Source organism: Stenotrophomonas sp. STK17_22 (assembly GCF_051983905.1).
GTDB classification, from domain to species: Bacteria; Pseudomonadota; Gammaproteobacteria; order Xanthomonadales; family Xanthomonadaceae; genus Stenotrophomonas; species Stenotrophomonas maltophilia_A.
In genome coordinates, this window is the sequence record NZ_CP197010.1 from 3,460,943 (window position 1) to 3,486,772 (window position 25,830).

The 25,830-nt window shown below is 66.2% G+C and carries 19 protein-coding genes; 7 read left to right on the top strand and 12 right to left on the bottom strand.

The window, feature by feature from the left end:
- The 3 genes from ACSYS9_RS16230 to zupT all read left to right on the top strand — a co-directional run bounded on the left by ACSYS9_RS16230 (position 1) and on the right by zupT (position 1,672).
- Positions 1-351: a 4a-hydroxytetrahydrobiopterin dehydratase gene (locus ACSYS9_RS16230; RefSeq protein WP_071229746.1), complete on the top strand. Its 351-nt coding sequence runs from the start codon at positions 1-3 to the stop codon at positions 349-351.
- Positions 348-764, top strand: coding sequence for an energy transducer TonB (locus ACSYS9_RS16235; RefSeq protein WP_046984361.1), 417 nt, complete (start codon positions 348-350; stop codon positions 762-764). The genes ACSYS9_RS16230 and ACSYS9_RS16235 overlap by 4 nt, the downstream gene beginning before the upstream one ends.
- 98 nt (positions 765-862) lie before the next feature.
- Positions 863-1,672, top strand: a complete 810-nt coding sequence (gene zupT / locus ACSYS9_RS16240) for a zinc transporter ZupT (protein WP_049399991.1) — start codon at positions 863-865, stop codon at positions 1,670-1,672.
- A gap of 549 nt (positions 1,673-2,221) precedes the next feature.
- Here the strand turns inward: zupT and ACSYS9_RS16245 are convergent.
- A complete protein-coding gene (locus ACSYS9_RS16245) occupies positions 2,222-3,196 on the bottom strand; it encodes an RluA family pseudouridine synthase (RefSeq protein ID WP_071229745.1) in 975 nt (324 codons plus the stop codon).
- A 407-nt stretch (positions 3,197-3,603) separates the two neighbouring features.
- Here ACSYS9_RS16245 and rne point away from each other — a divergent pair, with 407 nt between their 5' ends.
- A complete protein-coding gene (rne, locus tag ACSYS9_RS16250) occupies positions 3,604-6,831 on the top strand; it encodes a ribonuclease E (RefSeq protein WP_071229744.1) in 3,228 nt (1,075 codons plus the stop codon).
- A 329-nt stretch (positions 6,832-7,160) separates the two neighbouring features.
- On the opposite strand, the gene ACSYS9_RS16255 is transcribed toward rne, so the two are convergent.
- The 10 genes from ACSYS9_RS16255 to ACSYS9_RS16300 form a co-directional block, all read right to left on the bottom strand.
- On the bottom strand, positions 7,161-8,048 hold the full coding sequence (locus ACSYS9_RS16255) for an endonuclease/exonuclease/phosphatase family protein (RefSeq protein WP_071229743.1): 888 nt from the start codon (positions 8,046-8,048) through the stop codon (positions 7,161-7,163).
- A gap of 2 nt (positions 8,049-8,050) precedes the next feature.
- Entirely contained in the window at positions 8,051-11,218 is a 3,168-nt protein-coding gene (locus ACSYS9_RS16260; RefSeq protein ID WP_071229742.1) for a discoidin domain-containing protein, read from the bottom strand.
- Positions 11,215-12,051 (bottom strand): carbohydrate ABC transporter permease, encoded by an 837-nt coding sequence (locus tag ACSYS9_RS16265; protein ID WP_005410322.1) that lies wholly within the window; start codon positions 12,049-12,051, stop codon positions 11,215-11,217. Before ACSYS9_RS16265 ends, ACSYS9_RS16260 begins: the two co-directional genes overlap by 4 nt.
- Positions 12,048-12,929: a carbohydrate ABC transporter permease gene (locus ACSYS9_RS16270; protein WP_032129770.1), complete on the bottom strand. Its 882-nt coding sequence runs from the start codon at positions 12,927-12,929 to the stop codon at positions 12,048-12,050. Before ACSYS9_RS16270 ends, ACSYS9_RS16265 begins: the two co-directional genes overlap by 4 nt.
- A complete protein-coding gene (locus tag ACSYS9_RS16275; RefSeq protein ID WP_071229741.1) occupies positions 12,926-14,266 on the bottom strand; it encodes a sugar ABC transporter substrate-binding protein in 1,341 nt (446 codons plus the stop codon). Before ACSYS9_RS16275 ends, ACSYS9_RS16270 begins: the two co-directional genes overlap by 4 nt.
- A gap of 4 nt (positions 14,267-14,270) precedes the next feature.
- Positions 14,271-15,875 (bottom strand): glucoamylase family protein, encoded by a 1,605-nt coding sequence (locus ACSYS9_RS16280; RefSeq protein ID WP_032129772.1) that lies wholly within the window; start codon positions 15,873-15,875, stop codon positions 14,271-14,273.
- A 251-nt stretch (positions 15,876-16,126) separates the two neighbouring features.
- On the bottom strand, positions 16,127-19,213 hold the full coding sequence (locus ACSYS9_RS16285) for a TonB-dependent receptor (RefSeq protein ID WP_071229740.1): 3,087 nt from the start codon (positions 19,211-19,213) through the stop codon (positions 16,127-16,129).
- Positions 19,214-19,289: 76 nt separating this feature from the next.
- On the bottom strand, positions 19,290-20,327 hold the full coding sequence (locus tag ACSYS9_RS16290; protein ID WP_032129774.1) for a LacI family DNA-binding transcriptional regulator: 1,038 nt from the start codon (positions 20,325-20,327) through the stop codon (positions 19,290-19,292).
- A gap of 149 nt (positions 20,328-20,476) precedes the next feature.
- Positions 20,477-20,752 carry a BolA family protein gene (locus ACSYS9_RS16295; RefSeq protein WP_434060509.1) on the bottom strand — a complete coding sequence of 92 codons (276 nt, stop codon included), beginning with the start codon at positions 20,750-20,752 and terminating at the stop codon, positions 20,477-20,479.
- Entirely contained in the window at positions 20,749-21,048 is a 300-nt protein-coding gene (locus tag ACSYS9_RS16300) for a YciI family protein (RefSeq protein ID WP_071229773.1), read from the bottom strand. The genes ACSYS9_RS16295 and ACSYS9_RS16300 overlap by 4 nt, the downstream gene beginning before the upstream one ends.
- A gap of 375 nt (positions 21,049-21,423) precedes the next feature.
- Here ACSYS9_RS16300 and ACSYS9_RS16305 point away from each other — a divergent pair, with 375 nt between their 5' ends.
- Genes ACSYS9_RS16305 through ACSYS9_RS16315 form a run of 3 tightly spaced genes read left to right on the top strand, consistent with a single transcriptional unit; the run spans position 21,424 to position 24,857 of the window.
- Positions 21,424-22,329 carry a segregation and condensation protein A gene (locus ACSYS9_RS16305; RefSeq protein WP_440568195.1) on the top strand — a complete coding sequence of 302 codons (906 nt, stop codon included), beginning with the start codon at positions 21,424-21,426 and terminating at the stop codon, positions 22,327-22,329.
- Between the two features lie 13 nt (positions 22,330-22,342).
- Positions 22,343-23,218 carry an SMC-Scp complex subunit ScpB gene (scpB, locus tag ACSYS9_RS16310; RefSeq protein ID WP_071229738.1) on the top strand — a complete coding sequence of 292 codons (876 nt, stop codon included), beginning with the start codon at positions 22,343-22,345 and terminating at the stop codon, positions 23,216-23,218.
- The gene (locus ACSYS9_RS16315) at positions 23,211-24,857 is read left to right on the top strand and encodes a pseudouridine synthase (protein ID WP_071229737.1); all 1,647 of its coding nucleotides are present in this window, start codon (positions 23,211-23,213) and stop codon (positions 24,855-24,857) included. The genes scpB and ACSYS9_RS16315 overlap by 8 nt, the downstream gene beginning before the upstream one ends.
- A gap of 116 nt (positions 24,858-24,973) precedes the next feature.
- Here the strand turns inward: ACSYS9_RS16315 and ACSYS9_RS16320 are convergent, their stop codons facing one another.
- The gene (locus ACSYS9_RS16320; protein WP_071229736.1) at positions 24,974-25,762 is read right to left on the bottom strand and encodes an AraC family transcriptional regulator; all 789 of its coding nucleotides are present in this window, start codon (positions 25,760-25,762) and stop codon (positions 24,974-24,976) included.
- Between the last annotated feature and the right edge of the window lie 68 nt (positions 25,763-25,830).

Consider the following 25,830-nt stretch of genomic DNA (forward strand, 5'->3'; position numbering starts at 1 on the left):
ATGGCCGACCTGATTCCACTGGCCCAGGCCCGTTGCGTGCCGCGCAAAGGCAGCGATCACAAGCTTGGCGAAGCCCGCCTGGCCGAACTGCTGCCGCAGATTCCCGGCTGGGAGCTGAGCGAGGGCGGCCAGGCCCTGTCGCGCACCTTCCGCTTCAAGGATTACTACGCCACCATGGCCTTCGTGAACGCGCTGGCCTGGATTGCCCACCACGAGGACCATCACCCGGACCTGGGCGTGCACTACGATCGCGCGGTCGTGCGCTTCTCCACCCACGATGTGGGCGGCCTGAGCGAGAACGACTTCATCTGTGCGGCGAAGACTTCGGCCCTGACGGAGCAACTGCCATGAACGTACGTTTGCTGAGCCTGTCCCTGATCGCTGCGACCGGCCTGGCCGGCTGTGGCGCGTCCGAACCAGCGGCACCACCACCGCCGCCGCCCACCGAAGTGGCTGCGGTGAAGACACCGCCGCCGCAGTACCCGCTTGAGCTGGCCTGCATGGGTGTGGGCGGCACCAGCACCTTCAAGGTGACCATCGGCACCGACGGCAAGCCGAGCGAAGTGGCTCTGCTGACCGGCGCCGGCAACCCCCAGCTGGACGAACTGGCCAAGACCGCCGTGCAGGGCTGGCAGTTCAATGCCGCCACCCGCAACGGCCAGCCGGTGCCGGCCACGATCCAGGTGCCGGTGAGCTTCAACCCGCCGCAGCCGAAGCCGGACCAGTGCTTCGCCATCGAAGAACGCCTGCGCCGCGGCGGCTGATCGCGCGCGCCCCGACGAGGCCAGCCGACGCCCGCCTCGCCCTCCCCGCCCCGGGTTCATCCGGGGCGGTTGTCTGTTGACCAGGACCGCGTCGGTACATGCTGCAGATTCCCCCCGAAAATGTCTGGATCGCACTGGCGGTCACCCTCGCGGCCGGCCTGGCCACCGCCATCGGCAGCCTGCTGGTGCTGTTCTCGCGCCGCCCCAACCCGCGCCTGCTGGCCTTCGGCCTGGCCTTCGCCGGCGGTGCGATGGTCTATGTGTCGCTGTCGGAGATCCTCAACAAGTCCATTGCCTCGTTCGCACTGGCCTATGGCGAGCGCACCGGCTTCACCTACGGCACTCTGGCCTTCCTGCTGGGCGTGATCGTGATCGTGCTGATCGACCACTTCATCCCCAACCCGCATGACAGCCTGGACAAGCAGGACCCGGCGTTCCGCGAGAACAGCCGCGAGTATCTGAAGCGCGTCGCCCTGCTGACCTCGATCGCGATCACCGCGCACAACTTCCCGGAAGGGTTGGCAACCTTCTTCGCGACGCTGGAAAGCCCGTCGGTGGGCATGCCACTGGCCTTCGCCATCGCCATCCACAACATCCCCGAGGGCATTGCGATTGCAGTGCCGGTGTACTTCGCCACCCAGAACAAGCTGTATGCATTCAGCGCCAGCCTGCTGTCAGGCTTGGCCGAACCGGTAGGCGCGGCGCTGGGCTACTGGCTGCTGTCCGGGTCGCTGTCGCACGCCACCTTCGGCTGGGTGTTCGGGCTGATCGCCGGAGTGATGGTGTTCCTGGCACTGGACGAGCTGCTGCCGGCGGCCAAGCGCTATGCCAAGGGCCACGAGACGGTTTACGGGCTGGTGGCAGGCATGGGCACGCTGGCGATCAGCCTGGTGCTGTTCAAGTGGTGAGGGGTTTGCGGCCAACGGGCTGAGCCCCCTCGCGGCTGGTACGTCCCGCAGCATCGAGAGGTCACGGGCGGGGGCGGCTTGCAGGGGACGCCGTGAATCCATCCATGGAGGCTTGGCCGCCGCATCCATGCGGCGGACACCCCTGCAAGCCGCCCCCGCCCGTGCCCCGTCATTTTTCTGTGCGTGCCAGCCACGCGATGAAAGAATAAGAAAGCGAAGCCCGCGCTGCGCGCGCGAGTCGAGCGTCGCTCGACTCTACAAAGGCTACGTGCGGGTATGGGTCTACGCTGCGGCTGTCTGGTCCGCCTTGTAGCTAGCCGAGCACCGCAGGTCCGGCGAGGGTGAAGAGGCGCGGGTGTCTGAGCGCAGCGAGTTCCGCGCCGCCCCTCGGCGGACCGAGGACCGCAGGGCACCGGCGCGCAGCGCCGGCTCGCGGATGGCGGCGTGTTTCTTTGGTTACCTTCTTTGCGCGAGCAAAGAAAGTGACAAGCCCACTCATCGCAGGGAAGCGACGGCGCCGACCAAGCACCCGGCGCCGCCGAACCGCCGTCAGCGCAGCCGGTCCAGCGCCTCGACCAGCTCATCGGCCAGCGGTGCGTTCAGCACGTACGGGCTCTTGCCGTCATCCAGCGCGAACTCCAGCGAGGCCGCGTGCAGGAACAGACGCTTCAGCCCGATCTGCTCACGAAGCCGCTTGTTGACCGCAGGATCGCCGTATTTGTCGTCTCCGGCCACCGGATGCCCCAGATGCTGGGCATGCACGCGGATCTGGTGGGTACGGCCGGTCTCGATGCGGACTTCGCAGTAGGAATGACCACCGCGACGCTCCAGCACACGGAAGTGGCTGATCGATTCCTTGCCGATCGCATTGACCTGCACATGGCGCTCGCCGCCCTGGCGCAAGCCCACGTGCAGCGGCGCATCGACCCTCATCACGCCGTCCGGCATGCGCCCGGCCAGCAGGGTCAGGTAGCGCTTGCGGATGCCGGCGCCGTGATCTTCACGCAGCAGCGCCTGCAGTTCGCTCAGCGCGGAGCGCTTCTTGGCCACGATCAGCAGGCCCGAGGTGTCTCGATCCAACCGGTGGACCAGCTCGAGGGTCTGGCCCGGGCGCAGGGCGCGCAGGGTCTCGATGGCACCGAAACTGATGCCGCTGCCGCCATGGCTGGCCACGCCAGTGGGCTTGTTCAGGGCCAGCAGGCGGGCATCCTCGAAGACGATGGCCTGCTCCAGGCGGCGCATGAACGCCTCCGGCGGACCGGCCTTGTCTCCCTCTTCGGTGAGACGGACCGGCGGCACACGCACTTCATCACCCGCCTCGAGCTTGCGTTCGGCCTTGGCGCGGCCACCATTCACCCGTACCTGGCCGCTGCGCACCAGCTTGTAGACCAGGCTGCGCGGGGCACCCTTCAGCTGGCCGAGCAGGAAGTTGTCCAGGCGCTGGCCGGCACGGTCGGCGGGAACGGTGATCATGCGCACGGAAGGCTTGTCGCCAGCGGGTTTGGTGGGGTCTTGGGCAGTCATCAGGCTGTTTATTCTGTTACACTCGGGGGGCGAGATAAGGGATTGATTTCGTTGGAAGTTACTCAGGGCCAGAAGCCCAGCTTCCGACGAATCCGGCACAGTGCGCGACCACCGCCCGCGGGGCGGCCATGTTAGCGGCTCACCGGCCTTCCCGGCCATCGCCGGATGCCTGACACGCAACCGTGCTGAACATGTCCCGCGTGGCGCTCCAGCCTGGCTGACAGCTGCCTGCGGCCTGTAACACCCCAAAACCCATAAGAGTGAAGCGCTCCCGCGGCCTGCCGTGGTGTCGTAGCGCTGGAAACCCAAGCCGCCCTCCCCGCGCTTGCGCGAATGGGCGGCGAACCGTGTCCAGAGGCGAAACCCCATGGCGTTCCGCGCGGTAGCCGCTTGCGAGGAACGCAACAATGAAGCGAATGCTGATCAACGCCACGCAGGCTGAAGAGCTGCGTGTTGCCATCGTGGATGGCCAGTCGTTGTATGACATCGACATCGAGCAGCCGTCGAAGGAACAGAAGAAGTCCAACATCTACAAGGGCCGGATCTTCCGCATCGAGCCCTCGCTGGAAGCGGCCTTCGTTGAATACGGTGGCGGCCGCCATGGCTTCCTGCCGCTGAAGGAAATCTCCCGCGATTACTTCCAGGCCGGTGTCGACCACAACAAGGCCGGCATCCGCGAACTGCTGAAGGAAGGCCAGGAGATCGTTGTCCAGGTCGACAAGGAAGAGCGTGGCAACAAGGGCGCCGCCCTGACCACGTTCATCTCGCTGGCCGGCCGCTACATGGTGCTGATGCCGAACTCGCCCAGCGCCGGCGGTGTCTCCCGTCGCATCGAGGGCGAAGACCGGGCCGCCCTGAAGGACGCCCTGGACAAGCTGAACATCCCCGACGACATGGGCGTGATCATCCGTACCGCCGGCGTCGGCCGCGATGCGGAAGAGCTGCAGTGGGATCTGGATTACCTGCTCAACGTCTGGCGCGCCATCGCCGAAGCCGCATTGAGCAAGCCGGCCCCGTTCCTGATCTACCAGGAATCGCGCCTGATCGTGCGCGCCCTGCGTGACTACCTGCGCGCCGACATCGGCGAGATCCTGGTGGACACCGAGGAGATGTACGAGCACGCCCGCGAGTTCATGCAGCAGGTGATGCCGCAGACCCTGCGCAAGCTCAAGCATTACAAGGACGACATCCCGCTGTTCAACCGCTTCCAGATCGAATCGCAGATCGAAGGCGCCTACGAGCGCAACGTGCGCCTGCCGTCGGGCGGCTCGATCGTGGTCGACCAGACCGAAGCGCTGACCGCCGTCGACGTCAACTCCTCGCGCGCCACCAAGGGCAGCGACATCGAGGACACCGCCTTCCAGACCAACCTGGAAGCGGCCGAGGAAGTGGCCCGCCAGCTGCGTCTGCGTGACCTGGGCGGCCTGGTGGTGATCGATTTCATCGACATGGCCTCCAACAAGCACCAGCGCGAAGTCGAGAACCGCCTGGCCAACGCGCTGAAGTACGACCGTGCGCGCGTGCAGGTCGGCCGCATCTCGCGCTTCGGCCTGTTGGAAATGAGCCGCCAGCGCCTGCGCCCGAGCCTGGGCGAGTCCAGCCAGATCGTCTGCCCGCGTTGCGACGGCCACGGCCGCATGCGCAGCGTCGAGTCGCTGTCGCTGTCGATCATCCGCGTCGCCGAAGAGCATGCGATGAAGGAGAACACCGGGCAGGTGCTGGTGCAGGCCCCGGTGGAGATCGCCAACTACCTGTTGAACGAAAAGCGCAGCGCCCTGCGTGAGATCGAGCAGCGCCACGAGGCGCCGATCGTGATCGTCGCCGACGAGCAGCTGCACACCCCGCACTACACCGTCACCCGCCTGCGTGAGAACGAGCTGGGTGAAGAGAGCAACAAGCCCAGCTACCAGCGCGGCACCCCGCGCAAGCTGCCGGTGCACGCCCTGACCAAGGGCCAGCTGAACATCCCGCCGCCGGCGGTGACCCAGGTCAAGCACACCTCCCCCGCCCCGGTGCGCGAGGAAGTGGAGCCGGCCGCAGCGGCACCGGCCCCGGTCGTGGCAGCGCCGGTTGCAGCGGCCCCGAGCGGCGGCGTGATCGGTTGGCTCAAGCGCGTGTTCGGTGGCGAACCGGCGCCGGCACCGGCACCGGCGGCTCCGGTCGCCCGCCAGCAGCAGGACGGCGGCCGCAAGGACCGCAACAAGGATCGCAACAAGGACCGCAAGGACCGTCGCGACGACAACCGTGGCAACGGCGGCAACGGCAACGCGCAGCAGCAGAAGGACGGCGGCAACCGCAAGGAGCGCGGTGAGCAGCGCAGCAAGGACGGCCGCAACGGTAACAACGGCAATGCCCAGCAGCAGCCGCAGCAGGGCAAGCAGAAGGAGCCGCAGCAGAAGGATGGCCAGCAGCAGCCGCAGCAGCAGAACAAGCCGCGCAACGAGCAGCAGGGCCAGAACCCGCAGCAGCCGAAGCTGAAGCAGCCGAAGCAGCCGCGCCCGCAGCAGGACGGTGACAAGCCGGCCGAGAAGCCGCAGCGCAACGCCGCAGAAGCACCGGCCGAAGCCGTGACCGCGGCTGCAGCCGTGGCCGCCACGGCGGTCGCCGCCAATACGGTGACCGCGCAGGAAGCGACCGCGCCGGTTGCTCCGGTGGCCGCCGCTCCGGCGGAAGCCGCAGCACCGGTCGACACGACTGCCAACACCGCCAGCGAGGCCGAGGTGGTTGCGGTTGCCGGTGAAGAGGCTGCAACCGACGCCAATGGCGAGCAGACCGGCGAAGGCGCGACCCGCCGTCGTCGCGGCCGTCGCGGTGGCCGTCGCCGTCGTCGCGGTGGCGCCGAGAATGCCGCCGGCAGCGACGCCCTGAGCGATGACCAGGATGATGGTGACGACGGTGATGACGCCGACGGCGCCGAGCCGAGCGTCGACAGCACTGCCGGCACTGCGCCGGTCGCTGCTGCGCAGCCGGCCCGTTCGCAGCCGGAGTTCGACTTCGATGACGAAGCCGAACCGGCCGCTGCCGACGCCGCAAAGCCGGTCCGTGCTGCCGCCGCTGTTGCCGCCGCACCGGTTGCCGTGGTGAGCAGCGCTGTGGTCGAAGCCGCCGCCCCGGTCGTGGCTGAAGTGCAGGCCCCGGTCGAAGCTGCTGCGAAGGCTGAAGCGGTGTCCTCGCCGGTGCAGACCAGCATGCTCGATGCCATCGACGCCGCGACCCCGGCCCAGCCGGTAGCCGCTGCCGCGCCGGTGATCGAAGCCATTGCGCCGGTGACCGAAGCAAAGCCGGTCGCGGTTGAAGCCGCCCCGGTGGTTGAAGCCGCTCCGGTGATCGAAGCGAAGCCGGCGGCGGTCGAGGCTGCGCCGGTGGTTGAAGCCAAGCCGGTGGCCGTTGAGGCTGCGCCGGTGGTTGAAGCCACACCGGTCGTCGAGCCTGTCGTGGCCGCCGAACAGCCGGTCGCTCCGGTGGCGGTGGAAGCCGCGCCGATCGAGGCCGCTGCCCCGGTCGCCGAAGCGGTGGTGACGCCGTCGATCGACCCGGTCGCCGATGGCCATGCCGACGCTGCGGCCCAGGCCGCAGAAGCCAAGACCGATGAAGAAGACGAAGAGGCCGCCAAGCGCACGCCGCCGGCGAACTGATCGCTCCTTGATCGCGTGAAAACGAAACGGCGGGGATCAATGATCCCCGCCGTTTTTGTGTGTGCGTTTGGCGCTGGCTTCGCTTTGGTAGAAGCCAACCTTGGTTGGCGCCGTTGATTGAGCGAACGCGGACACGTCCGTGCCAACCAAGGTTGGCACCCACCAGGGCACATCCCGCACACGGTCACTGCTTTGGTGGAGGCCAACCAGCGCACAACCCGCGCACGGTCACTGCTTTGGTAGAAGCCAACCTTGGTTGGCGCCGTTGATTCAGCGCACGCAGACACGTTCGTGCCAACCAAGGTTGGCACCTGCCGGAGCCTGCTCCGTCAGGGCCTCGGTGCGAACTGCAGGCGGGTCCACACGCCGTAGTGGTCCGAGGCCCAGCGTCCGCTGTCATCGGGCTGGTCGAACAGCAGCTTCGCCTCGCGCGCGACCATCTCGTCCTGCTGGAAGAAGATGTGGTCGATCCGCGACGGCGCCTGGTAATAGTGGCGGTTGAGCGTACTGACCCCGGACAGGTCGGTATTGACGTGCACGCTGCCGTAGCTGTCGCCGTAGTGGCTGCGCAGCTCGCTCAGGTCGCCGGCATCCACCAGCGCATTGAAGTCGCCCGCGATCACCACCGGCGCACCGGCCGACGTCGTAGTGATGAAGCGCAGCAGGTCCTCGACCTGGGTGCGACGGATGCGCTGCCCACTCTCATCGCTGCGCTCGTTCAGATGCGTGGCGTAGACGTTCACCGGCGTGCCGTCGACGTCGACGCGCAGGTGAGCCACGGTGCGGTAGTCGTCCAACGGCAGCAGCAGATGATCACCACGGGCGAGGATCGGCCGCCGGGTCAGCAGCGCATTGCCGTAGCGCTTGGGTGCCCCGACCGGATCGGTGGACACGAACACGTACTTGTAGCCGAGTTGGCTGGCCAGCCATTGCGCCTGGTTTCGCACGTTGCGGCGCTGGATCACCTCCTGCAGGGCAACCGCATCCGGCTGCAGGCGCTTGAGCTCGGCCAGGATGGTGCGGCGCCGGCTCGGCCAGTCTTCGCGGTCATGATGCAGGTTGAAGGTGACCATGCTCATGCCCGCTGCGCTGGCAACGTCGGGCGCCGCGTTCGCGGCAGCCGGCTCGGCCGCCATCACCGCGCCCGGCACTGCCAATGCAATTGCCAGCCCCAGGGCACGCACCGACGTGCGCACCCTTGCCCCCTGTTGCTTCATCGTTACTGCCCCTTGCGTTCGGCGCGGCGCACTGCGCTCGGTACGTCGATCTCAACCCGCGCCGGCAGCTGGTGCACGTGCAGTTCCTTGTTGACCCACTCGGCTGCTTCGCCGTTGATACTCGCCTCGCCCGGTTCACCGGCGTATGGCCACGGCAGCACCACGCCTCCCACCGGTGGCACCAGGCCCGGCTGCACCTCCAGCACCAGCTGTTTGTCGCTGCGCTGCAGGCGGTAGTTGAGCTGGCCCTGCGGCGTACGCAGGCCTTGCACGGCGATGCCCTCGCCCTGCAGCCACGCGGTCGGTACGCCGGCGGCCAGCACCAGTGACTCGTCCATGTCGCGGTTGTAGGCGAACATGTCCAAAGCCGAGCGCACGAAGTCCGAGGCCACCCAGGCATGCGGCAGGTCACCGACGAAGAACGGCCTGCGCGGCGTGCGCGAAACCACTTCGGCCCACTGGTTCCAGGCCTGCGGTGCGCGGTCCTTGAAGAAGAACTCGGTGGCCTGCCAAGCGCGATCGCGCCAGCCCAGGCGCACGAACGCGGCCACGTTGCGCCACTCGTACGGGGTGTAGTCCTTCCACTCGCGCTTGCCGTCGCGACGGGCAACGAACTCGTTCCAGTAGCGTTCGAAGGTCGCCTCCAGCGCCTGCTGCGGCAACCTGCCCTGTTCGCCGCCCGGGGCCAGCGCGATGGTCGTCGACGTCGCGTCGAAGTCACCCAGCTCGGCCGAGCCCGGCAGGTAGTCGATGTTGTGCTGCTGCATCGCCGACAGCAGCGAGGCCTGCAGATCATCCCGGAACTGGTCGCGCGACTCGGCGATCTGCATCGCCTCGACCTTGCCCAGCTGGGTCGCCAGCAGGGCTGCGTCCTTGTAGCCGCGCAGTGCCCAGAAGTTGTCCCAGTACGAGTGCATCGGCTTGGCCGAATAGCCTTCGTGGCTGATCGAGGCCGGCATCATGCCGTAGAAGGCCGGGTTGCGTGCCCGGTTCTCCTCGGTGCGCTCGCTGGCGCGCAGTTGCTCCATGTAGCCGTAGGCGCCCTGCACATGCGGCCACATCAGCTCGGTGAAAGTGCTGTCGCCGGTGTAGCGCCCGTACTCGGCGATGCTGTAGATCAACTCGCCATGGCTGTCGTTCTCCGGCACCGGGTCGCTGCCGCGGGCATCGACGCAGCACGGCACCTTGCCGTTCTCGAACTGATACGGCGCATACCAGTTGATGTAGTCGCGCACCGCGTCACTGCGGCCCATGCGCAGCAGGCCCTCGGAAATCATCGCGCCATCGCGGATCCAGCTGCGCGCATACGAACGCGTGCCCGGCTGCAGGCGTGGGCCGACGCGCGAGATCAGCATGTGCGCGACCGCGGTGCGCAGGGTATCCACCAGCGCCTGGCCCGCAGCCGGCACCTGCAGCGAGACCACGCCCAGCTTCTTGCGCCACTGCTCGGCCACCTGCGCCTGCGCCTTGGCCACGTCCAGCGCCTGCGGTGCCCAGGCACCGGTCTGTGGCAGCACCACCGCCACTTCACGGCTCTGGCCGGGCTCCAGCTTGATCGTGTACATCAGCGCACCCGACGCCATGCCGGTGCTGTCCTTCACCGCTGTGGTCGCCGGGTACGTGCCGCTTTCCAGATGCATCGCATCAAGCTTGCCGTCGAACGTACTGGCAAAGCGCGCGTCCGGTACCTGCAGCGGGTAGATGCGCGGCTCACCGTTGACCCGCACCAGCTGCTCACCCACGTCCAGTGCATCGATGCGGCTGAAACCACCGACGGTGTTGAGGAACTGGGTGGGCGGGTTGACCTGCCACGGGCGGATCGCCAGCGCCAGGGTGTACTCGTGCGCGACCTTGTCCGGATTGCTCAGGCGGTAGCGGCCGATCAGCTGCGCGCGCTCCGGCGTACCCTGCACGAAGCTGGTCACTGCCAGGCCGACCTTCTCATGCACCCAGTCGACGTTGGCGATCGGCAGGTAGTGATCCTGCAGCGACTGGGTGATGGCCACCTTCGACCAGTCCAGCAGCTTGCCATCGAGGCGGATGAACGGCTCGATGCTGAAGCTGCCCTTGGCCGGCTCCAGTGCGCCATCCTCGCTGATCAATGCCTGTTCCTGGCCACCATCAAGGCCGAGCAGGGTCCAGTACGGTTGCTCGCCCACATAGGCACGAGGCAGCGAGCCCCGCGGCAGGTCGGCGGCGACCGAGGACAGGAATGCGTTCGGGGTGGAAGCAAAGGCCAGCGGCTTGAGCGCGATGTCGCGGATGCCGTAGCGCCAGTTCGGGCCGTCCTGCAGATCGAAGCGCACGTAGCGCGCATCGGTGTCCGGCAGCGCCAGCCAGTCGCGGCCACCGGCACCACTGGTGACTTCGCGCACGGTGCGCCAGTCGCGGCCATCCTCGGAGGTGCGCACGGTGTAGCGGCGGGCTTCCAGGTTCGGCAGCCAGTCGATCACCGCACCACCGATCTCGCGGCTCTTGTGCAGGTCCAGGCTGATGGTCTGCTGCTTGACGCCACCGCTGATCCAGAACGTATCGCTCTTGCCGTCGATCATGCGGTCCTGCAGCGCGGTGGCGGTATCAGCGATAACCGACGGCACCAGCGCCGAGTCATCCTGGGCTGGCAGGCCCTGCAGGGTCAGCTTGTCGAAGCACACCGTGCCGCGGCCGCCGACCTTGCTGTAGATCGTGAACTCGACCGCAGCGCTGCGTGCCATCTCCTTCTCGGGAGACGGCCCCCACGCCTTGTCGATCTGGCGACGGCGATACTCGACCGGCGTCCACGCCTTGGGGAAACTGTAGCCGGGACGATTGACCCACCAGACGTTGTCGCCGCTGGCATCGATCAGCTTGAACTGCAGGTCGTTGCCCGGTGAATCACCGCGCAGCTGGAAACCGAAACGGTAATTGACCGGGTATTCGATGTTCAGCGCGCGGCGGATGCCGACGTAACCGGAGACATCGTGGAAGTCATAGTCCAGGCACAGCGCGCGGCCACCACCGGCGCCGCTGACCGGCCGCAGCGAACCGCTGACCTGGTCGGACAGCACCAGCTTCCAGGCTGCGATGTCGTCGAAGTCGTCCAGCACCTTCGGTGCCGGCAGCGCCGGTGGTGCGGCGATCGCCAGGGAAGTCCACAACAGGCCCAGTCCAACGGCGATCGCTCGCTTCATCCCTTGACGCTCCCCAGCAACAGACCTTGGATGTAGTACCGCTGCAGCACCAGGAACAGCGCCAGCACCGGGACCACGGTGACCACCGCGCCGGCCATCATCATTTCCACGTCCATGATGTGCTCGCGCGAGAGGGTGGCCAGTGCCACCGGCAAAGTGTAGTGCTCCTGGTCGGTCAGCACGATCAATGGCCACATGAAATCGTTCCATGCGCCCATGAAGGTGAAGATCGCCAGGGTCACCAGCACCGGCTTGAGCATCGGCAGCACGATCTGGAAGAAGATGCGCAGCTCCCCTGCCCCGTCGATGCGCGCCGCTTCCAGCAGTTCGTCCGGGATGGAACGCGCGTACTGGCGTACCAGGAAGATGCCGAACACGCTGGCCAGCGCTGGCACGATCACGCCACCGAAGCTGTTGACCAGCCCCAGCTGCTTCATCAGCAGGAACAGCGGCAGCATCGCCACCTGCGCCGGAATCACCAGCGCCGCCATCAGCACCTGGAACAGGCGCTCGCGGCCGACGAAGTTGAGCTTGGCGAACGCGTAGCCGGCCATGGTGTTGAGCAGCAGCGAACCGACCGTGATGCCGAGCGACACCAGCAGGCTGTTGGCGAAGTTGCCGCCCATGCCGGTGCGCGCGAACAGCTCATGGTAGTTGTGCGTGGTGATGCTGGAAGGCAGCAGCGGCGGCGGGAAATGGCTGGCCTCGCCCTGCGGCATGAACGAGACCGAGAGCATCCACAACAGCGGTGCCAGGCTGACCAGGGCCAGCACCAGCAACGCACCATTGATCAACCACGGGTACCAGCGCGACTGGCCGATTTCACGACTCATACCAACTGCCTCTTGCGGCCGAAACGCAGCATCACGGTGGTCACCGCCAGGATGATCAGGAACAGCAGGAACGCCACCGCGGAGGCGCGTCCCAGGTTCCACCACTTGAAGCCTTCCTCGAACATGAAATACAGCACGCTGACGGTGCTCTGCAGTGGGTCGCCGCGGGTCATCACATACGGTTCGGCGAACAGCTGGAAGTAGCCGGACACGGTGATCACGCCGACCACCAGCAGCACCGGGCCGAGCATCGGCAGGGTGATGTGCAGGAACTGCTTCCAGCGCGAGGCACCGTCGATGCGGGCGGCCTCGTACAGGTCATGCGGGATGGCCTGCAGGCCGGCCAGGAAGATCACCATGTTGTAGCCGAAGTTCTTCCACACTGCGAACAGCATGATGGTCGGCATCGCCCAATTGGGATCACCCAGCCAGTCGATCGGGCTGATGCCCAGGTGGCCCAGGCCGTAGTTCACCAGGCCGTAGCTGGTATGGAACAGGTAGCGCCAGATCACCGCCACTGCCACCAGTGTGGTCACCACCGGCGCGAACAGCGCGGTGCGGAACAAGGCCTTGAAACGCGCGGCAGGTGCATTCAGCAGCATCGCTGCGCCCAGCGACACGCCGATCGACAACGGCACGCCGATCAACACGAAGTAGGTGGTGTTCCACAGCGACTTCCAGAACATCGGCGTCTGCAGCAGATCGATGTAGTTGCCGAGGCCGACGAAGCGCAGGTTGCTGCTGTCGGCCAAGGCATAGAGGTCGAAGTCGGTCACGCTCAGCGCCAGCGCCGAGGCGACCGGCAGGCCGAAGAACATGCCCAGCACGATCAGCGAGGGACCGGCGAAAACCCAGCCGGCAAGCGAGGTACGTTTCATTGCGCGCTCCCGGCGGCCACGGCACTGCTCGATTGCGGCGACGGCACGCGCTGCTGCAGGCGTTGTTGTTCATGCATCCAGCGGCGCTTGGCCAGCACCTTGTCCACGCGCTGGTCCAGCTCTTCCACGGCCTTGTCCTGCGCCAGGCCACCACGCACCACCTTCTCGGTGACGATGCGCATTTCCTGCACGATGCGCTCCCACTCAAGCACCTTCGGCGTCGGCTTGACCCGCTCCAGCTGGTCACGGAACGCAGCGGCCAGCGGATCGTTGGCCAGCGACGGCGCGTTCCAGGTACTGCGGCGCGGCGGCAGGTCGCCGATGATCGAATGGAAGCGCGCCTGGATTTCGGGTCGCGACAGGAACTCGATCAGCTTCCACGACGCCTCCTTCTGCTGCGACTTGCGGAAGATCACCAGGCTGGTACCACCGGCAATACCGGCGCCCGGGCCGTCCGGACCCGGCAGCGCGGCCGTACCCCACTGCCCTTCAAGTTCCTTCGGCTGCAGCTTCTTGAACTCGCGGATGTTCCAGGGGCCGGAAATGTAGAACACGTTGAAGCCACGGAAGAACTCATCCCAGACGTTGGAGATCTGCGTCTCGGACATCTTCGGCGCCCAGCCCTGCTCGAACATGTTGGCGTAGAAGCCCAGCGTGCGACGGAAGCCCGGGCTGGCGAAATTGCCGCGGGTGTCGTCGTCGCGCAGCAACGGATCAGGCTGCTGCAGTGCCAGCGACAGCTGCTGCTCGAACTCGTTGATCGGCATCAGCACCGCATAGCGGTTCGGGCCCTGCATGCGCTTGATCGCCGCCATCTGCTCGTCCCACTCCTGCCAGGTGCGCGGCGGGTGGTCGTAGCCGGCCTTGGCCAGCAGGTCCTTGCGGTAGTAGATCAGGCGGGTGTCGACGTACCACGGCACGCCTACCAGTTCGCCGTGGATCACATTGGTATCCCAGATGCCCTGGAAATAGTCCTTCGGGTCGACCACGGACGAACGCTGCACGAACGGCTGCAGCGGCGTCAGCGCGTCCAGTTCGGCGAACTCCGGCACCCAGGTGTTGCCCAGCTGGCACACGTCCGGCAGGCCGTCCGCGGCGAACGCGGTCAGCAGCTTCTCGTGCGCGGCGGTCCACGGAATGTTCTGCACATCCACCTTGATGCCCGGATTCTCGGCCTCGAATTCATGGATCAGCTCGCTGACCACCTCGGCTTCGCGGCCCATCGCCCAGAAGCGCACGGTGGTGGTGCCCGGTTCGGTACGGGCGCAGCCGGCCACGGCCAACACGGCCAGGGCAGGCAGCGCCCAGCGGCGCAGGCGGTCGATCCAGTTCGGCATCGGGTTACTTGCCCTGGCCTGTATTGCGGTTGGCATTGTTCTTCTGTTCCTGCGCGGCAGCCGCGCGTGATTCGGCGATACCCACCGCGCGTGCCGCCGCGGCCTTTTCGTCTTTCTGCAGTTCCAGCGGCTGGAACGAACCTTCCGGTGCCAGCCAGCCACCGCTGAACCCGGCCCGTTCCAGGCCCTTGCGGATGTACGGGTTCTTCTTCATCACTTCCCAGACGAAGTCATCGCGGTAGTTGGCGATCATGGTCAGGATCGGGCCCTGGTCGATGGCGATGTAATCGCTGGCGACCCAGCCGCGATCCGGCACCAGGCGGCCGGTCTTGATCGGGATGTCGTAGTTGAAGCTGGGGTTGAACGAATCCAGGAAACCGTAGCTGGAATAGATGTAGTCGCCGTAGCGCTTGTGCATTTCCAGCGTGGCCGGGATCACCTGCTCGGGCGCGAACACCACGGAGGCGATCGCGGCGGTGGGGGCGATGGTGCCGTCATCGAAGTTCTCGCGCAGGCCGGCGCCGCGCGAGGAGTAGTGGCGGAACTGGCGCTGCTCGCCGCGGTACTCCTGGGTGGTGTTCTGCGGGCCGTCGCTGGCGGTCAGGCCCCATACGTTCTCGCCATAGTCCTTCCACTGCATCGGGTTGGCGATGGCGTACTCGCGCTGGGCCAGCGCAGCCGAGCGGCTGTTGAGGAAGTAGGTGCTGCCGCGCTCGCGCATGTACGCGTCCTGGATATCGCGGAAGTCGATCCAGACATGGCTGTACTGGTGGCCGAACAGGGGGCCGAACGACAGGTATTCCTGGCCCTGGTAGACGCCCCAGTCGTTGTCGTAGGTGCGCGTCCACACCGTCCACGCATCCGGGCTGACCGGGTGCGTCGGCGAACCCAGGGCGAGGATGTAGACCATCATCGCCTCGTTGTAGCCCATCCAGTCGTGGTCGATGAAGCCGCTCTCCGGGAACCAGCCCATCGAGATCAGCGGCGCACGCTGCTGCAGCCACGGCCAGTCGACCTTCTTGTACAACGTGTCTGCGATCTGGCGGATCTCCTTCTCGCGCGGATCGTCACCGTCGTAGTACGACTGCGCGAACAGCACGCCCATCATCAGCAGCGCGGTATCCACCGAGGACAGTTCAACCCAGCTGTCGTAGCGACGCCCTTCCTGCATGTCCAGGAAGTGGTAGTAGAAGCCCTTGTAGCCGGCCTTGCCGGTGCGCTGCGGGCCCATCGGCACGTCGCGGAAGAACTTCAGCGTGGTCAGGGTGCGGTCGATCGCCTGGTTGCGGCTGACCCAGCCGTTCTCGATGCCGATCGGATAGGCGGTCAGCGCGAAGCCGACCGAGGCGATGCTGGCGAACGGCCGCGACGGATAGCGGTCCGGAGTCAGGCCGTTGATCTCGTTGGTGGTATCCCAGAAGAACTGGAAGGTGCGGCGCTCGATGTCATCGAACAGCGGCGGCAACACCGGCTTCATCGGCCGCGGCGGTGCGTCGGCCTCGATCAGGATCACCGGCGGCCGCGGCTTGGCAGGTTCCTGCTGGGCCGGCTGGCAGGCGGCCACGGCCAGGCTCAACGCTGCGGCGGACAACAGATGGCGTGCCTGCATGGCGCGATTTCTCCGGTGGTCTGATCGATGGGAAAGCATACCGTCCAATGATCTGAAATCGTTTACAAGATGCGTTCTGAAAAAACCACGAAAAACGTGGTTTGACACCGCGATCATTGCCCATGCCGCTGCCGCCTGGCCGGCAGCGGCATGGGCAATGGACCGGCACGGGGCCGGCCATTGCCTTTTTTCTTCCTGCCGATGCCGCCGGCGGAGCGGCGGCATCGGGGTATTGCTTCAGGCGGATCCGCTTAGAAGCGGAAGCCCACTTCCGCCTTCACCTGACGCGGGGTACCGATCACATCGCCGGTCTCGTTGTAGCTCACCAGCAGCTTGCCATCGCTCTTCACGTAGTTCAGGTTCGAGAAGTTGTCGAAGTTGAGCACGTTGATGATGTCGATACGCGCATACAGCTCGGTATCGCCGGCCAGCTTGAAGGTCTTGGTCGCCTGCAGGTCCAGCGAGCGGTAGCCGAAGATCTTGCCACCGAGCAGGAAGCGGCCATTGCCACCCGGAGTACCCGCGGCCGGAGTCGGCAGGCAGTTGGCAGTGCCAGCCTGCGCGATGCAGGACCAGTCATTGCCCGGGGTAGGCGTGGCCAGGGTCAGCTTGCCACCAAAGGTGATGCCCCAGAAGCCGTCATACGAGCCGGTGACCACCAGGCGATGGCGCGGCGCGCCGTTGGACTTGATGGTCGGGTACTCACCGATGGTGCCGCGATCGAACGAGTAATGCTCGTTGATGTTTCGGTTGTGACGCGCGTTGGTCCAGGTATAGGCGATCGAGGTGCCCCAACCGCTTTCCTTGCTGTACGGCTTCTGCGCCGACAGCAGCACCTGGGTGGAACGGGTCTTGATGCCCTGCTGGCCGATGATCAGGCTGCCGAAGCCCGGAATGTTGCAGTTCCACGGCTGGCCGTAGGTCGGCTCCTTGGCACCACACAGCATTTGGTTATCGAAGAAGTTGCCGTTGTTGAAGCGGTTGCCCAGGGTGAAGGCGAACCCATCATAGGTCAGCGTGCGAGAAATCGTCGCGTCGGTCAGCCACTCACCGAACTGGTTGCTCATGCCCAGGCTGAACTGGTCGGCGTACGGCACCTTCATGTTGTTGTTCAGCAGATCGACTTCCATGCCTTCATTGCTGGTGGAACCCAGCAGTGCCTGCACGTTCTCGATGCCGTTCATCAGGTTCGGGTTCCAGTCAAAGCACGGAGTCTGGCCGTACATGCAGTTGCCGGTGGCCGGGTTGCGGAAGTAAACGGTCGGCTGCGGCAGCGCCAGCTTGGTGGTTTCCAGTGCCAGGTTGTCGAACAGGTCGCGGTCATAGGAACGGCCGGCGCCACCATGGAACACGTGCCGTTCGTCGGCATTGACGTCATACGAGAAGCCCAGGCGCGGCTGCCAGGCGTTCTTGAAGTTCTTGCGGTTGTGGCCGGTGCTGATGTAGTCGTTGACGTTCAGCCCGCTGAGCGCCAGCGTCTGCGCATAGGTCTGGGACACGCCCGCCGGCGCGTTCGGATCCTGCGAGAACAGCGCCTTCACTACCTCCGGCGGGGTCACGAAATCGGTGTAGACCGGGTTCTTTTCGTAGTCCCAGCGCAGGCCGATATTCAGCTGCAGGTGATCGTTGACCTGCCAGTCATCCTGGATGAACAGGCCAATCTGCTTGACCTTGGCACGCACCTCGGACTGCACGCCGGTGACGCCGGTGCTGGCCTTGGTGAACTGCGCCTTATACGGCGTGCTCGAGGGGAACGCCGGGTTGTCGATGGTGTAGGAGAACTGAGGGTTGATCTGCGCCGCGTCGGAAGCGTACAGGTCGATCTGCTTGTACTTGGCGCCCATCTTGATGGTGTGGTCACCCGCCCACTGCAGACCGTCCAGGGTCAGGTTGTTCTCGATCGCCCAGCCCTTCTGGCCCTTCACCTGCGAGGCGAAGGCATCAGCCGCGCCAACCTGGACGAGGGTCTTCTCCTGCGGGCGGTTGGCGTCCGAGTCACCGAAATCCGGTGCGGTGTAGATGATGCCGTTGCCCATGGTCAACGGCAGCGGATTGTTGAAGGCCTCCTCGTGGGTCACCATCAACTCGTTGTAGAAACGCTCACCGCTGTGGTTCCAGCGCAGCGCATAACGGCGGTCGGTGTTGTCCACGACCTTGCCGTGTACCTTCGCGGTCTGGCCACTGAACTGCTGCTGGGTTTCGTCGCGGTCCTGGAAGGTCAGTTCGATGCGATCGTTGTCAGTCGGCTCGAAGTCGATCTTGGCGAAGATCAGGTCCTGCTGGAACGGCTGGCTGGCCGGGCCGAGACCTGCGAGACCATCGGCGGGCAGATTGGCGGCCGACGGAGTGACGGCACCGTCCGGCGCGATGGTCACCGGCAGATCGAAGCGCTTGGCTTCATAGGTGACGAAGAAATGGGCCTTGTCCTTGATGATCGGGCCACCCAGCGCGAAGCCGTATTCCTTCTCGGCCGAGTCTTCCTTGCTCTTGCCCGGCTGGCGTTCGGCCGGGGTCATCGCACGCATGCTTTCGTTGGTATAACGGTAGAAGGTCTCACCCTTGAACTCGTTGGTACCCGACTTGGTCGCAGCCGTGATCGCGGCGCTGGACACCTGGCCGTACTCGGCCTTGTAGTTGCCGGTGATGACCTTGTACTCACCGATGGCCAGCTGCGGGAACGGGTTGCCCGCACTGCCGGACTGGCCGGAGATGCCGCCACCCTTCACGTAGCTCTTCTGGCCCACACCATCGATATAGACGTTGGTGCCGTCGGAGTTGGTGGCACCGCCACGCAGCGAGGTGTTGCCCTTGGCATCGCGGGTGAAGATCATGCCCGGCACCGCGTCGGCGAACTCCAGGAAGTTGCGCGAGACCTGCGGCGTGGTCTGGATCTGCTGCAGGCTGACGGTCTTGCCGACTTCGGACGTGCGCACTTCCTGCAGCAGGGTCGGTGCGACAACGTTGACGGTGTCCAGGTTGGTGGCCGCGGTCGAACCCGGGGTGCTGCTGGCGGCACCGGCGAAGTTCAGGGTAGCAGTCGAGGCCACAGTGACGGTGACCTTCTGCGACTGGCCGTTGGCGACCACGTCATAGGTGCCCGGGTCCAGGCCCATCAGCGAGTAGCTGCCATCGGCACGGACGGTGCCGCGACGGACGGTGCCTGTGGCCAGGTTGGTGGCGGTCACTTCGGCGCCGGCCTGGGCGCCGGAAACCTGGCCGCGCAGGCTGGCATTGGCCGACTGCGCCATGACGTTCGGAGCGGCGGCCAGCATCAGGCAGCTGACCAGTGCGGTGCTCAGCAGCCGGCGTGCCGGCGTGCGGAAGGTGGTATGCATCATCAACTCAATCTCCGGGTGGCGGTGACCGCTCGCGCGGTCCCTGCGATCAATCAAAAAAGAAGGAACGCCTCTGGCTTCAATGGCCCGATGGCGGAGTGGTGGAATCGCGAACTATCAAGCGGGGAACCAGGGTCTGCTTGTCCCCTGTCCCGTCCGTGGAGGTGCCGTCCATCAACTGCAGCAGGCGCGTCATGGCCCGGTCGCCGAGCTCGGCGATGCTGACCTGCATGGTGGTCAGCGACGGGTGGACGAAACGCGCCAGTGGAATGTCATCGAAACCCGCCAGGGCGACATCGGTCGGAACACGGACACCGGCCTGCGTGAATGCATACAGGCATCCCAGGGCCATCATGTCGTTGGCGGCGAACACGGCATCAGGCAGCGCTCCGGCTGCCAGCAACTCCTGACCGGCGCGATGGCCGGAAGCTTCGTCGAAATCACCGGGCAGCTCGATGCCCTCGGCGCCACCGCCAAAAGCCGCCAGCGCGTCACGGAAGCCGCGCAGGCGCTCGCGCGCGTCGAAGTTGAGATCCGGGCCAGAAATGAAAGCGATACGACGGTGGCCGGCGTCAAGCAGATGGCGGGTCATCGCCATCGCACCGGCATGGTCGTCGATGCTCAGCACCGGGTGGTCCTGCCCGGGCAGATAGGTGTTGATCAACACCGTCGGCAACGACTGCGGCAGGTTGTCGGTCAGGAAACCGGGGCTCTCGGCATAGGGCGAGAGCACCAGCAGGCCGTCGACGCGGCCGCGCATGGCGCGCAGGGCCGCGCCCTGCTGCTCCTGGTCACCGTGGTAGCTGGACACCAGCAGGTGCTGGCGACGGCTACGGGCGACATTGTCGATGCCACGCATCAGTTCGGAGAAGAATTCGCCGTACAGGTCAGGCAGTACCACGCCCACCGTATTGGTGCGGCGGCTGCTCAGGCTGCGGGCGGCGGCGTGCGGCGTGTAACGCAGCCGTGCGGCCACCTCCAGCACAAGCTGGCGGACCGGTTCGGCGACATTTTCATGCCCGTTGAGCGCGCGGGAAACCGTGGCCACGGAGACCCGGGCTTCGCGAGCGACGTCTTTGATTGTGATAGCTGCCTTGTTCACGAAGCCGCCCTCCACGGCTTGGACCTACCAGCATTGGCGCGGAATGTAAGCGTTTCCATCTGGGCTTGTAAACAGTCCGTTAGGCGAATGTCCCGAAATGGACATGGAAATCTGTCTGCAGCGAGCCCCCGCAGGGACCCGCCAGGACAGCGTGGGACAAGGGCTCAGCCCTGTTCTGACGGGGTCTGCGCGCGGATGGACAACGCGTGGATATCGGTCTCCATCATCGTCCCCAGCGCGGCGTACACCGCGCGATGCCGGGCCAGCGGGCCCAGTCCGGCGAAGCGTTCACTGACCACATGTACGTTGAAATGGCCGCGGCCATCGCGCGCACCGGCATGGCCGGCGTGGCGATGGCTGTCGTCCTCGATCTCGAGCACGCTCGGCGCCAGCGCATGCTGCAGCGCATCACGCATTCGCGAGATCCGTTCCGCGTTCACGGCAACACCTTCCGGAACGGTCGCACCTGCACGCGGGTGTAGACGCCGGCGGCCACGTACGGGTCGGCGTCGGCCCAGGCCTGGGCCTGCAGCAGCGACTCGAACTGCGCGATCACCACCGAACCACTGAAACCGGCCGGGCCCGGGTCTTCACTGTCCACCGCCGGGCAGGGGCCGGCCAGCAGCAGGCGTCCCTCGTCGCGCAGCGCGTGCAACCGCGCCAGGTGTTCCGGCCGCGCCTGCAGCCGCTGCGCCAGCACATCCTGGCCGTCATACCCTTCGACCACATACCACACCGGCATTTCCTCGCTTGCGTTGTCGGGTCCGCAGATTCTAGCCAATGCGGCCCCTGCCCCGGCCCGGCTGGACACTGGCGCAACAAAGGCTTACCCTAGACTCCATTGCACGTGGCTGGATGCAGCAGCCCGTCGGTTTTTGCGGCCAACGCAGCCCCCGACGACCGTCCCGCTGCTTCAAACCGGACCACCTGGCCGGGCCACGTAGACGACCTCCCCGTAGTTCCGTCGCTGCCGTTTCCTACGGCGCGTCCTGCTGTTTGATATGTGTGGAATCGCGCCGATCCCGGCGTGTCTGGTGCCCTGGGGCTCCGTGGCGTTGGCCCGGCGAACCCGGTGCCGCGACTGGTCCGTTGCAATCCTGATGTCCATTAGATGACTTCCGAACTCGCGCTCGACGCGAACCCGCCAACCCGGCCGCCCGCCCCCCAGCAGCAGGAAATGCCGCTGGCCGTGGTGCATGGGCAACCGGTCCTGCAGATTCCGCAGGACCTGTACATTCCGCCGGACGCGCTGGAAGTCATCCTGGATGCCTTCGAAGGCCCGCTGGACCTGCTGTTGTACCTGATCCGCCGCCAGAACCTGGACGTACTGGACATTCCCGTGGCCGAGATCACCCGGCAGTACGTGGAATACATCACCGTGATGCGCGAGCTGCGCTTCGAGCTGGCCGCCGAGTACCTGGTGATGGCGGCGATCCTGGCCGAGGTGAAGTCGCGCATGCTGCTGCCGCGCCCGGTCAGCGAGGAAGGCGATGAAGCCGACCCGCGCGCCGAACTGGTGCGCCGGCTGCAGGAATACGAACGTTTCAAGCAGGCCGCCGAGGACATCGACGCCCTGCCCCGCCAGGACCGCGACACCACGGTGGCACACGCCTTCATGCCCGAACGTGCTGCGGTGAAGCTGCCGCCGCCGGTGGACCTGAAGGAAATGCTGCTGGCCCTGCACGACGTGCTCAAGCGCGCCGAGCTGTTCAGTGGCCACGCCATCAAGCGCGAGGCGCTGAGCGTGCGGCAACGCATGGGCGAAGTGCTGGGCCGGCTTGAAGATGGCAAGTTCTACCGTTTTGAAGGACTGTTCACCGCAGAAGAAGGCAAGCTGGGGGTGCTGGTCACGTTCCTGGCGGTGCTGGAACTGGCCAAGGAACAGCTGCTGGACATCGTCCAGGAAGAACCGCTGGCGCCGATCTACGTGAAATCGCTGGCCGCCGGCAACACCAACGCCCCGCTGCAGTTCAGCAGCGAGTTCGACGACAACGACGCCACCAATGCAGACGAGTGAGCGCTGACTGCCGATGGATCAATTGCTGATCAACCGCATTGTCGAAGGTGCGCTGCTGGCCTCCAGCCAGCCGCTCACCCTGGCCCAGCTGAAGGACCTGTTCCCGGAAGAGGAACCGGCACCGCCGGGCAGCATCGAACGCGCACTGGAACGCCTGCGCGAAGCCTGCGAAGGCCGCGGCGTGGAACTGGTCGAGGTCGCCTCCGGCTTCCGCTACCAGGTCACCGGCGAAGTGCATGGCTGGATCAGCCGGCTGTGGACCGAACGCAAGACCCGTTACACCCGCGCCACCCTGGAAACCCTGGCGCTGATCGCCTACCGGCAGCCGATCACCCGCGGCGAGATCGAGCAGGTGCGCGGCGTGGCGGTCAGCAGCAACATCATCCAGGCGCTGGAAGAACGCGAGTGGATCCGCGTGGTCGGCCACCGCGACGTACCCGGCAAGCCGGCGCTGTTCGGCACCACCAAGGGCTTCCTGGATTATTTCGGCCTGAAGCGATTGGATGAGCTGCCGCCACTGTCGGAACTGAAGGACCTGGGCGAGCTGGAACCCCAGCTGTCCCTGGACCGCGATGCACCGGCGGCGGCAAGCGCCGATGGCCCTGACCTCTCGGCCGGCGCCGAAGGCGCTGCCGCAAACGATGATGCCGGCCAGGCCGGCAGTGACACCCCTGATTCCGTCGATGCAGCCCCTGCGTCGGCCTCCGATGAGCAAGCACCTTCGCCCTTCGATGATGGGCACCCCGATTCCGCGCCGGGCGAGCGCGCGGTGCCAGTGAACGAACGCGAAGACAACGCCGTCGCGATGACGACCGTGGCTGTTGACCAAGCCGATTCCGAACCAGAGGCCGACCTCGAAACCGTCGGCCGGAGCAAAACTGATGAGTGACACCCCTCGCAAGCTGTCGTTGAACAAGCTCTCGCTGAAGCGTGAAGCCACCTCCGAACAGTTCAAGTTGGAAGAACGCCTGCACAAGGTGCTGGCACAGGCCGGCCTTGGCTCGCGCCGCGCGCTGGAACAGCGCATCGCCGAAGGCCTGGTCAAGGTCAACGGTGAAGTCGCGCAGACCGGCATGTCGGTCAAGAGCGGCGACAAGATCGAACTGGATGGCCGTGGCTTCGTCGCCACCGCCCTGGCCGAGCCGTCGCGCGTGCTGGTCTACAACAAGCCGGAAGGCGAAGTGACCACCCGCGATGATCCGGAAGGCCGCCCGACCGTGTTCGAGTCGCTGCCGCCGCTGAAGGGCGCGCGCTGGATCGCGATCGGCCGCCTCGACATCAACACCACCGGCCTGCTGCTGGCCACCACCGACGGTGAACTGGCCAACGCCATGATGCACCCGTCGTTCGAGGTCGAGCGCGAATACGTGGTGCGCGTGCGCGCGCCGGAAGGCGAGGAAAAGGTCTCCGACGCCATCGTCGATCGCCTCACCCGTGGCGTGGCACTGGAAGACGGTCCGGCCAAGTTCGACGAGATCGAACGCATCGGCGGCACCGACTCGCACGACTGGTTCCGTGTCGTGGTGAAGGAAGGCCGCAACCGCGAAGTGCGTCGCCTGTGGGAGTCGCAGGGCTGCCAGGTCAGCCGCCTGAAGCGCACCCGCTACGGCAAGGTGAGCCTGCCGCGCGAACTGGCCCGCGGCCATTCGGTGGAACTGGGCACCGCCCAGGTGGAAGCCCTGCGTGCGCAGCTGAAGCTGGAAGAAGGCGCACCGTCGGCACTGACCCTGCAGCCGGTGATCGGCCAGCGCCGCGCCGCCAAGACCACCGTGCGCGTGCGCGAAGGTGGCCGCGGCAACGCCTACGTCAACGGCCACAACACCGCTGACGAAGGCCGCGAGCTGCGTCGCTTCGACAACGTGCGCGAAGACCGCGGCCGTGGTCGCGGTGGCAAGGGCGGCGGCTTCAAGGGCGGCCTGACGGTCAGCGGTGAAGCGGCAGCCAAGCAGTCGCAGAGGCCGTTCAAGCAGCGTGCCCAGAAGAACGATCGTTCGCTGCCGGAAGGCAACCCGGCCGCGTTCCGCACCTGGTACGTGCCGGATGGCGTGAGCACCGGCCCGAGCGGCCATCGCAATGCCGGTCCGGGCGCACGTGGCCCGGGTGCCCGTGGTCCGGGCGCAGGCGGCCAGGGCCGTCCGTACGGCAAGCCGAAGGGTCCGGGTGCTGGCGCCGGTGGCGGCCAGGGCCGTGGCGGCTTCGGCGGTGAAGGCCGTGGCGGCGCAGGCGGCCAGGGTCGTCCGGCCGGTGCGGGCAATCGCTCGCAGGGCCAGGGCAACAAGCACCCGTACGGCCATCCGGGCAATGCCCCGAGCTTCCCGTCCGACCACGCCACGCCGGGCTTCAACCCGTATGGCAGCCCGAAGCCGGCGCAGGGCGCCCGTCCGGGCGGTCGCGGTCCGGGCGGTGGCAACCGTGGTCCGGGCGGTAATCGCGGTCCCGGTGGTCCGGGTGGCAACCGTGGCCCGGGCGGCCCCGGCGGCAACCGCGGTCCGGGCGGCCCGCGCCGCAGCGGCCCGCGCGGCGGCTGATCAGCGATCCGACTGAAATGAAAAACCCCAGCTCCGGCCGGGGTTTTTCTTTAAAAAGGGGACGGAGGGGATTAAGTCGTTTTTGCCACGGTGTACATCGAAGGGGCGAAAGCGACTTAATCCCCTCCGTCCCCTTTTGCGTGGCGCTGGAAAGCGGCGGGGGTGGTGCCGGTCATGCTGCGGAAGAAGGCGATGAACGGGCTCTCGGCGGAAAAGCCGGTGTCCTGGGCCACGTGCGCGACGCGATGGCCCAGCAGCAGCAACTCCATGGCCCGCATCAGGCGCCATTGCTGGCGCCAGGCCTGATAGCTCATGCCGGTATCACGCTGCATTAGCCGGCCAACGGTACGCACGCTCAGGTCCGCACGCGCGGCCAATTCGCCCAGTTCGGGCGGCAACTGTTCGGCCAGCGGCAGACAACGTGCGATCCGCGGATCACGCGGCAGAGGCAGGTCCATCGGCGCCACCGGTGCAGCGACGATTTCCAGCACGCACAACGCCAGTTGATGGTGTGCGCGCGGCGACTGCCAGTCATGGTCGAACGGTGCCTGCGCGATCGGCTCCAGCAAGGCCTGCAGCAGCGGACCTACGCCGATGATGGCCGGCTGGCGGGGCAGCTGGGCCGACAGGGTGGCATCGAAGTACAACGAACGGTAGTCGACCGCCTGGCGCATCTGCGCGCGATGGCGCAGCCCACCCGGAATCCACGCTGCGCGCGCGGGCGGCAGCAGGCTGATGCGATCACCGTAGGTCAGGCGCGTACAGCCCTGCCGGGTGTACAGCAGCTGCGCGCGCGCATGCTGGTGCCAACCAGAGTCGTGATCGGCCAATGAGGCCGCGATACCCAGCACCGGAGCGCCCCAGGCATCGGCGTCGAAGTGCGCATCCGGCTGCAACCAGGCCATGTCTGATTTCATGCATTCGATGACAGGATAGACAGAGTGCGCCATTGCGGACGCAACCACAATGCGCG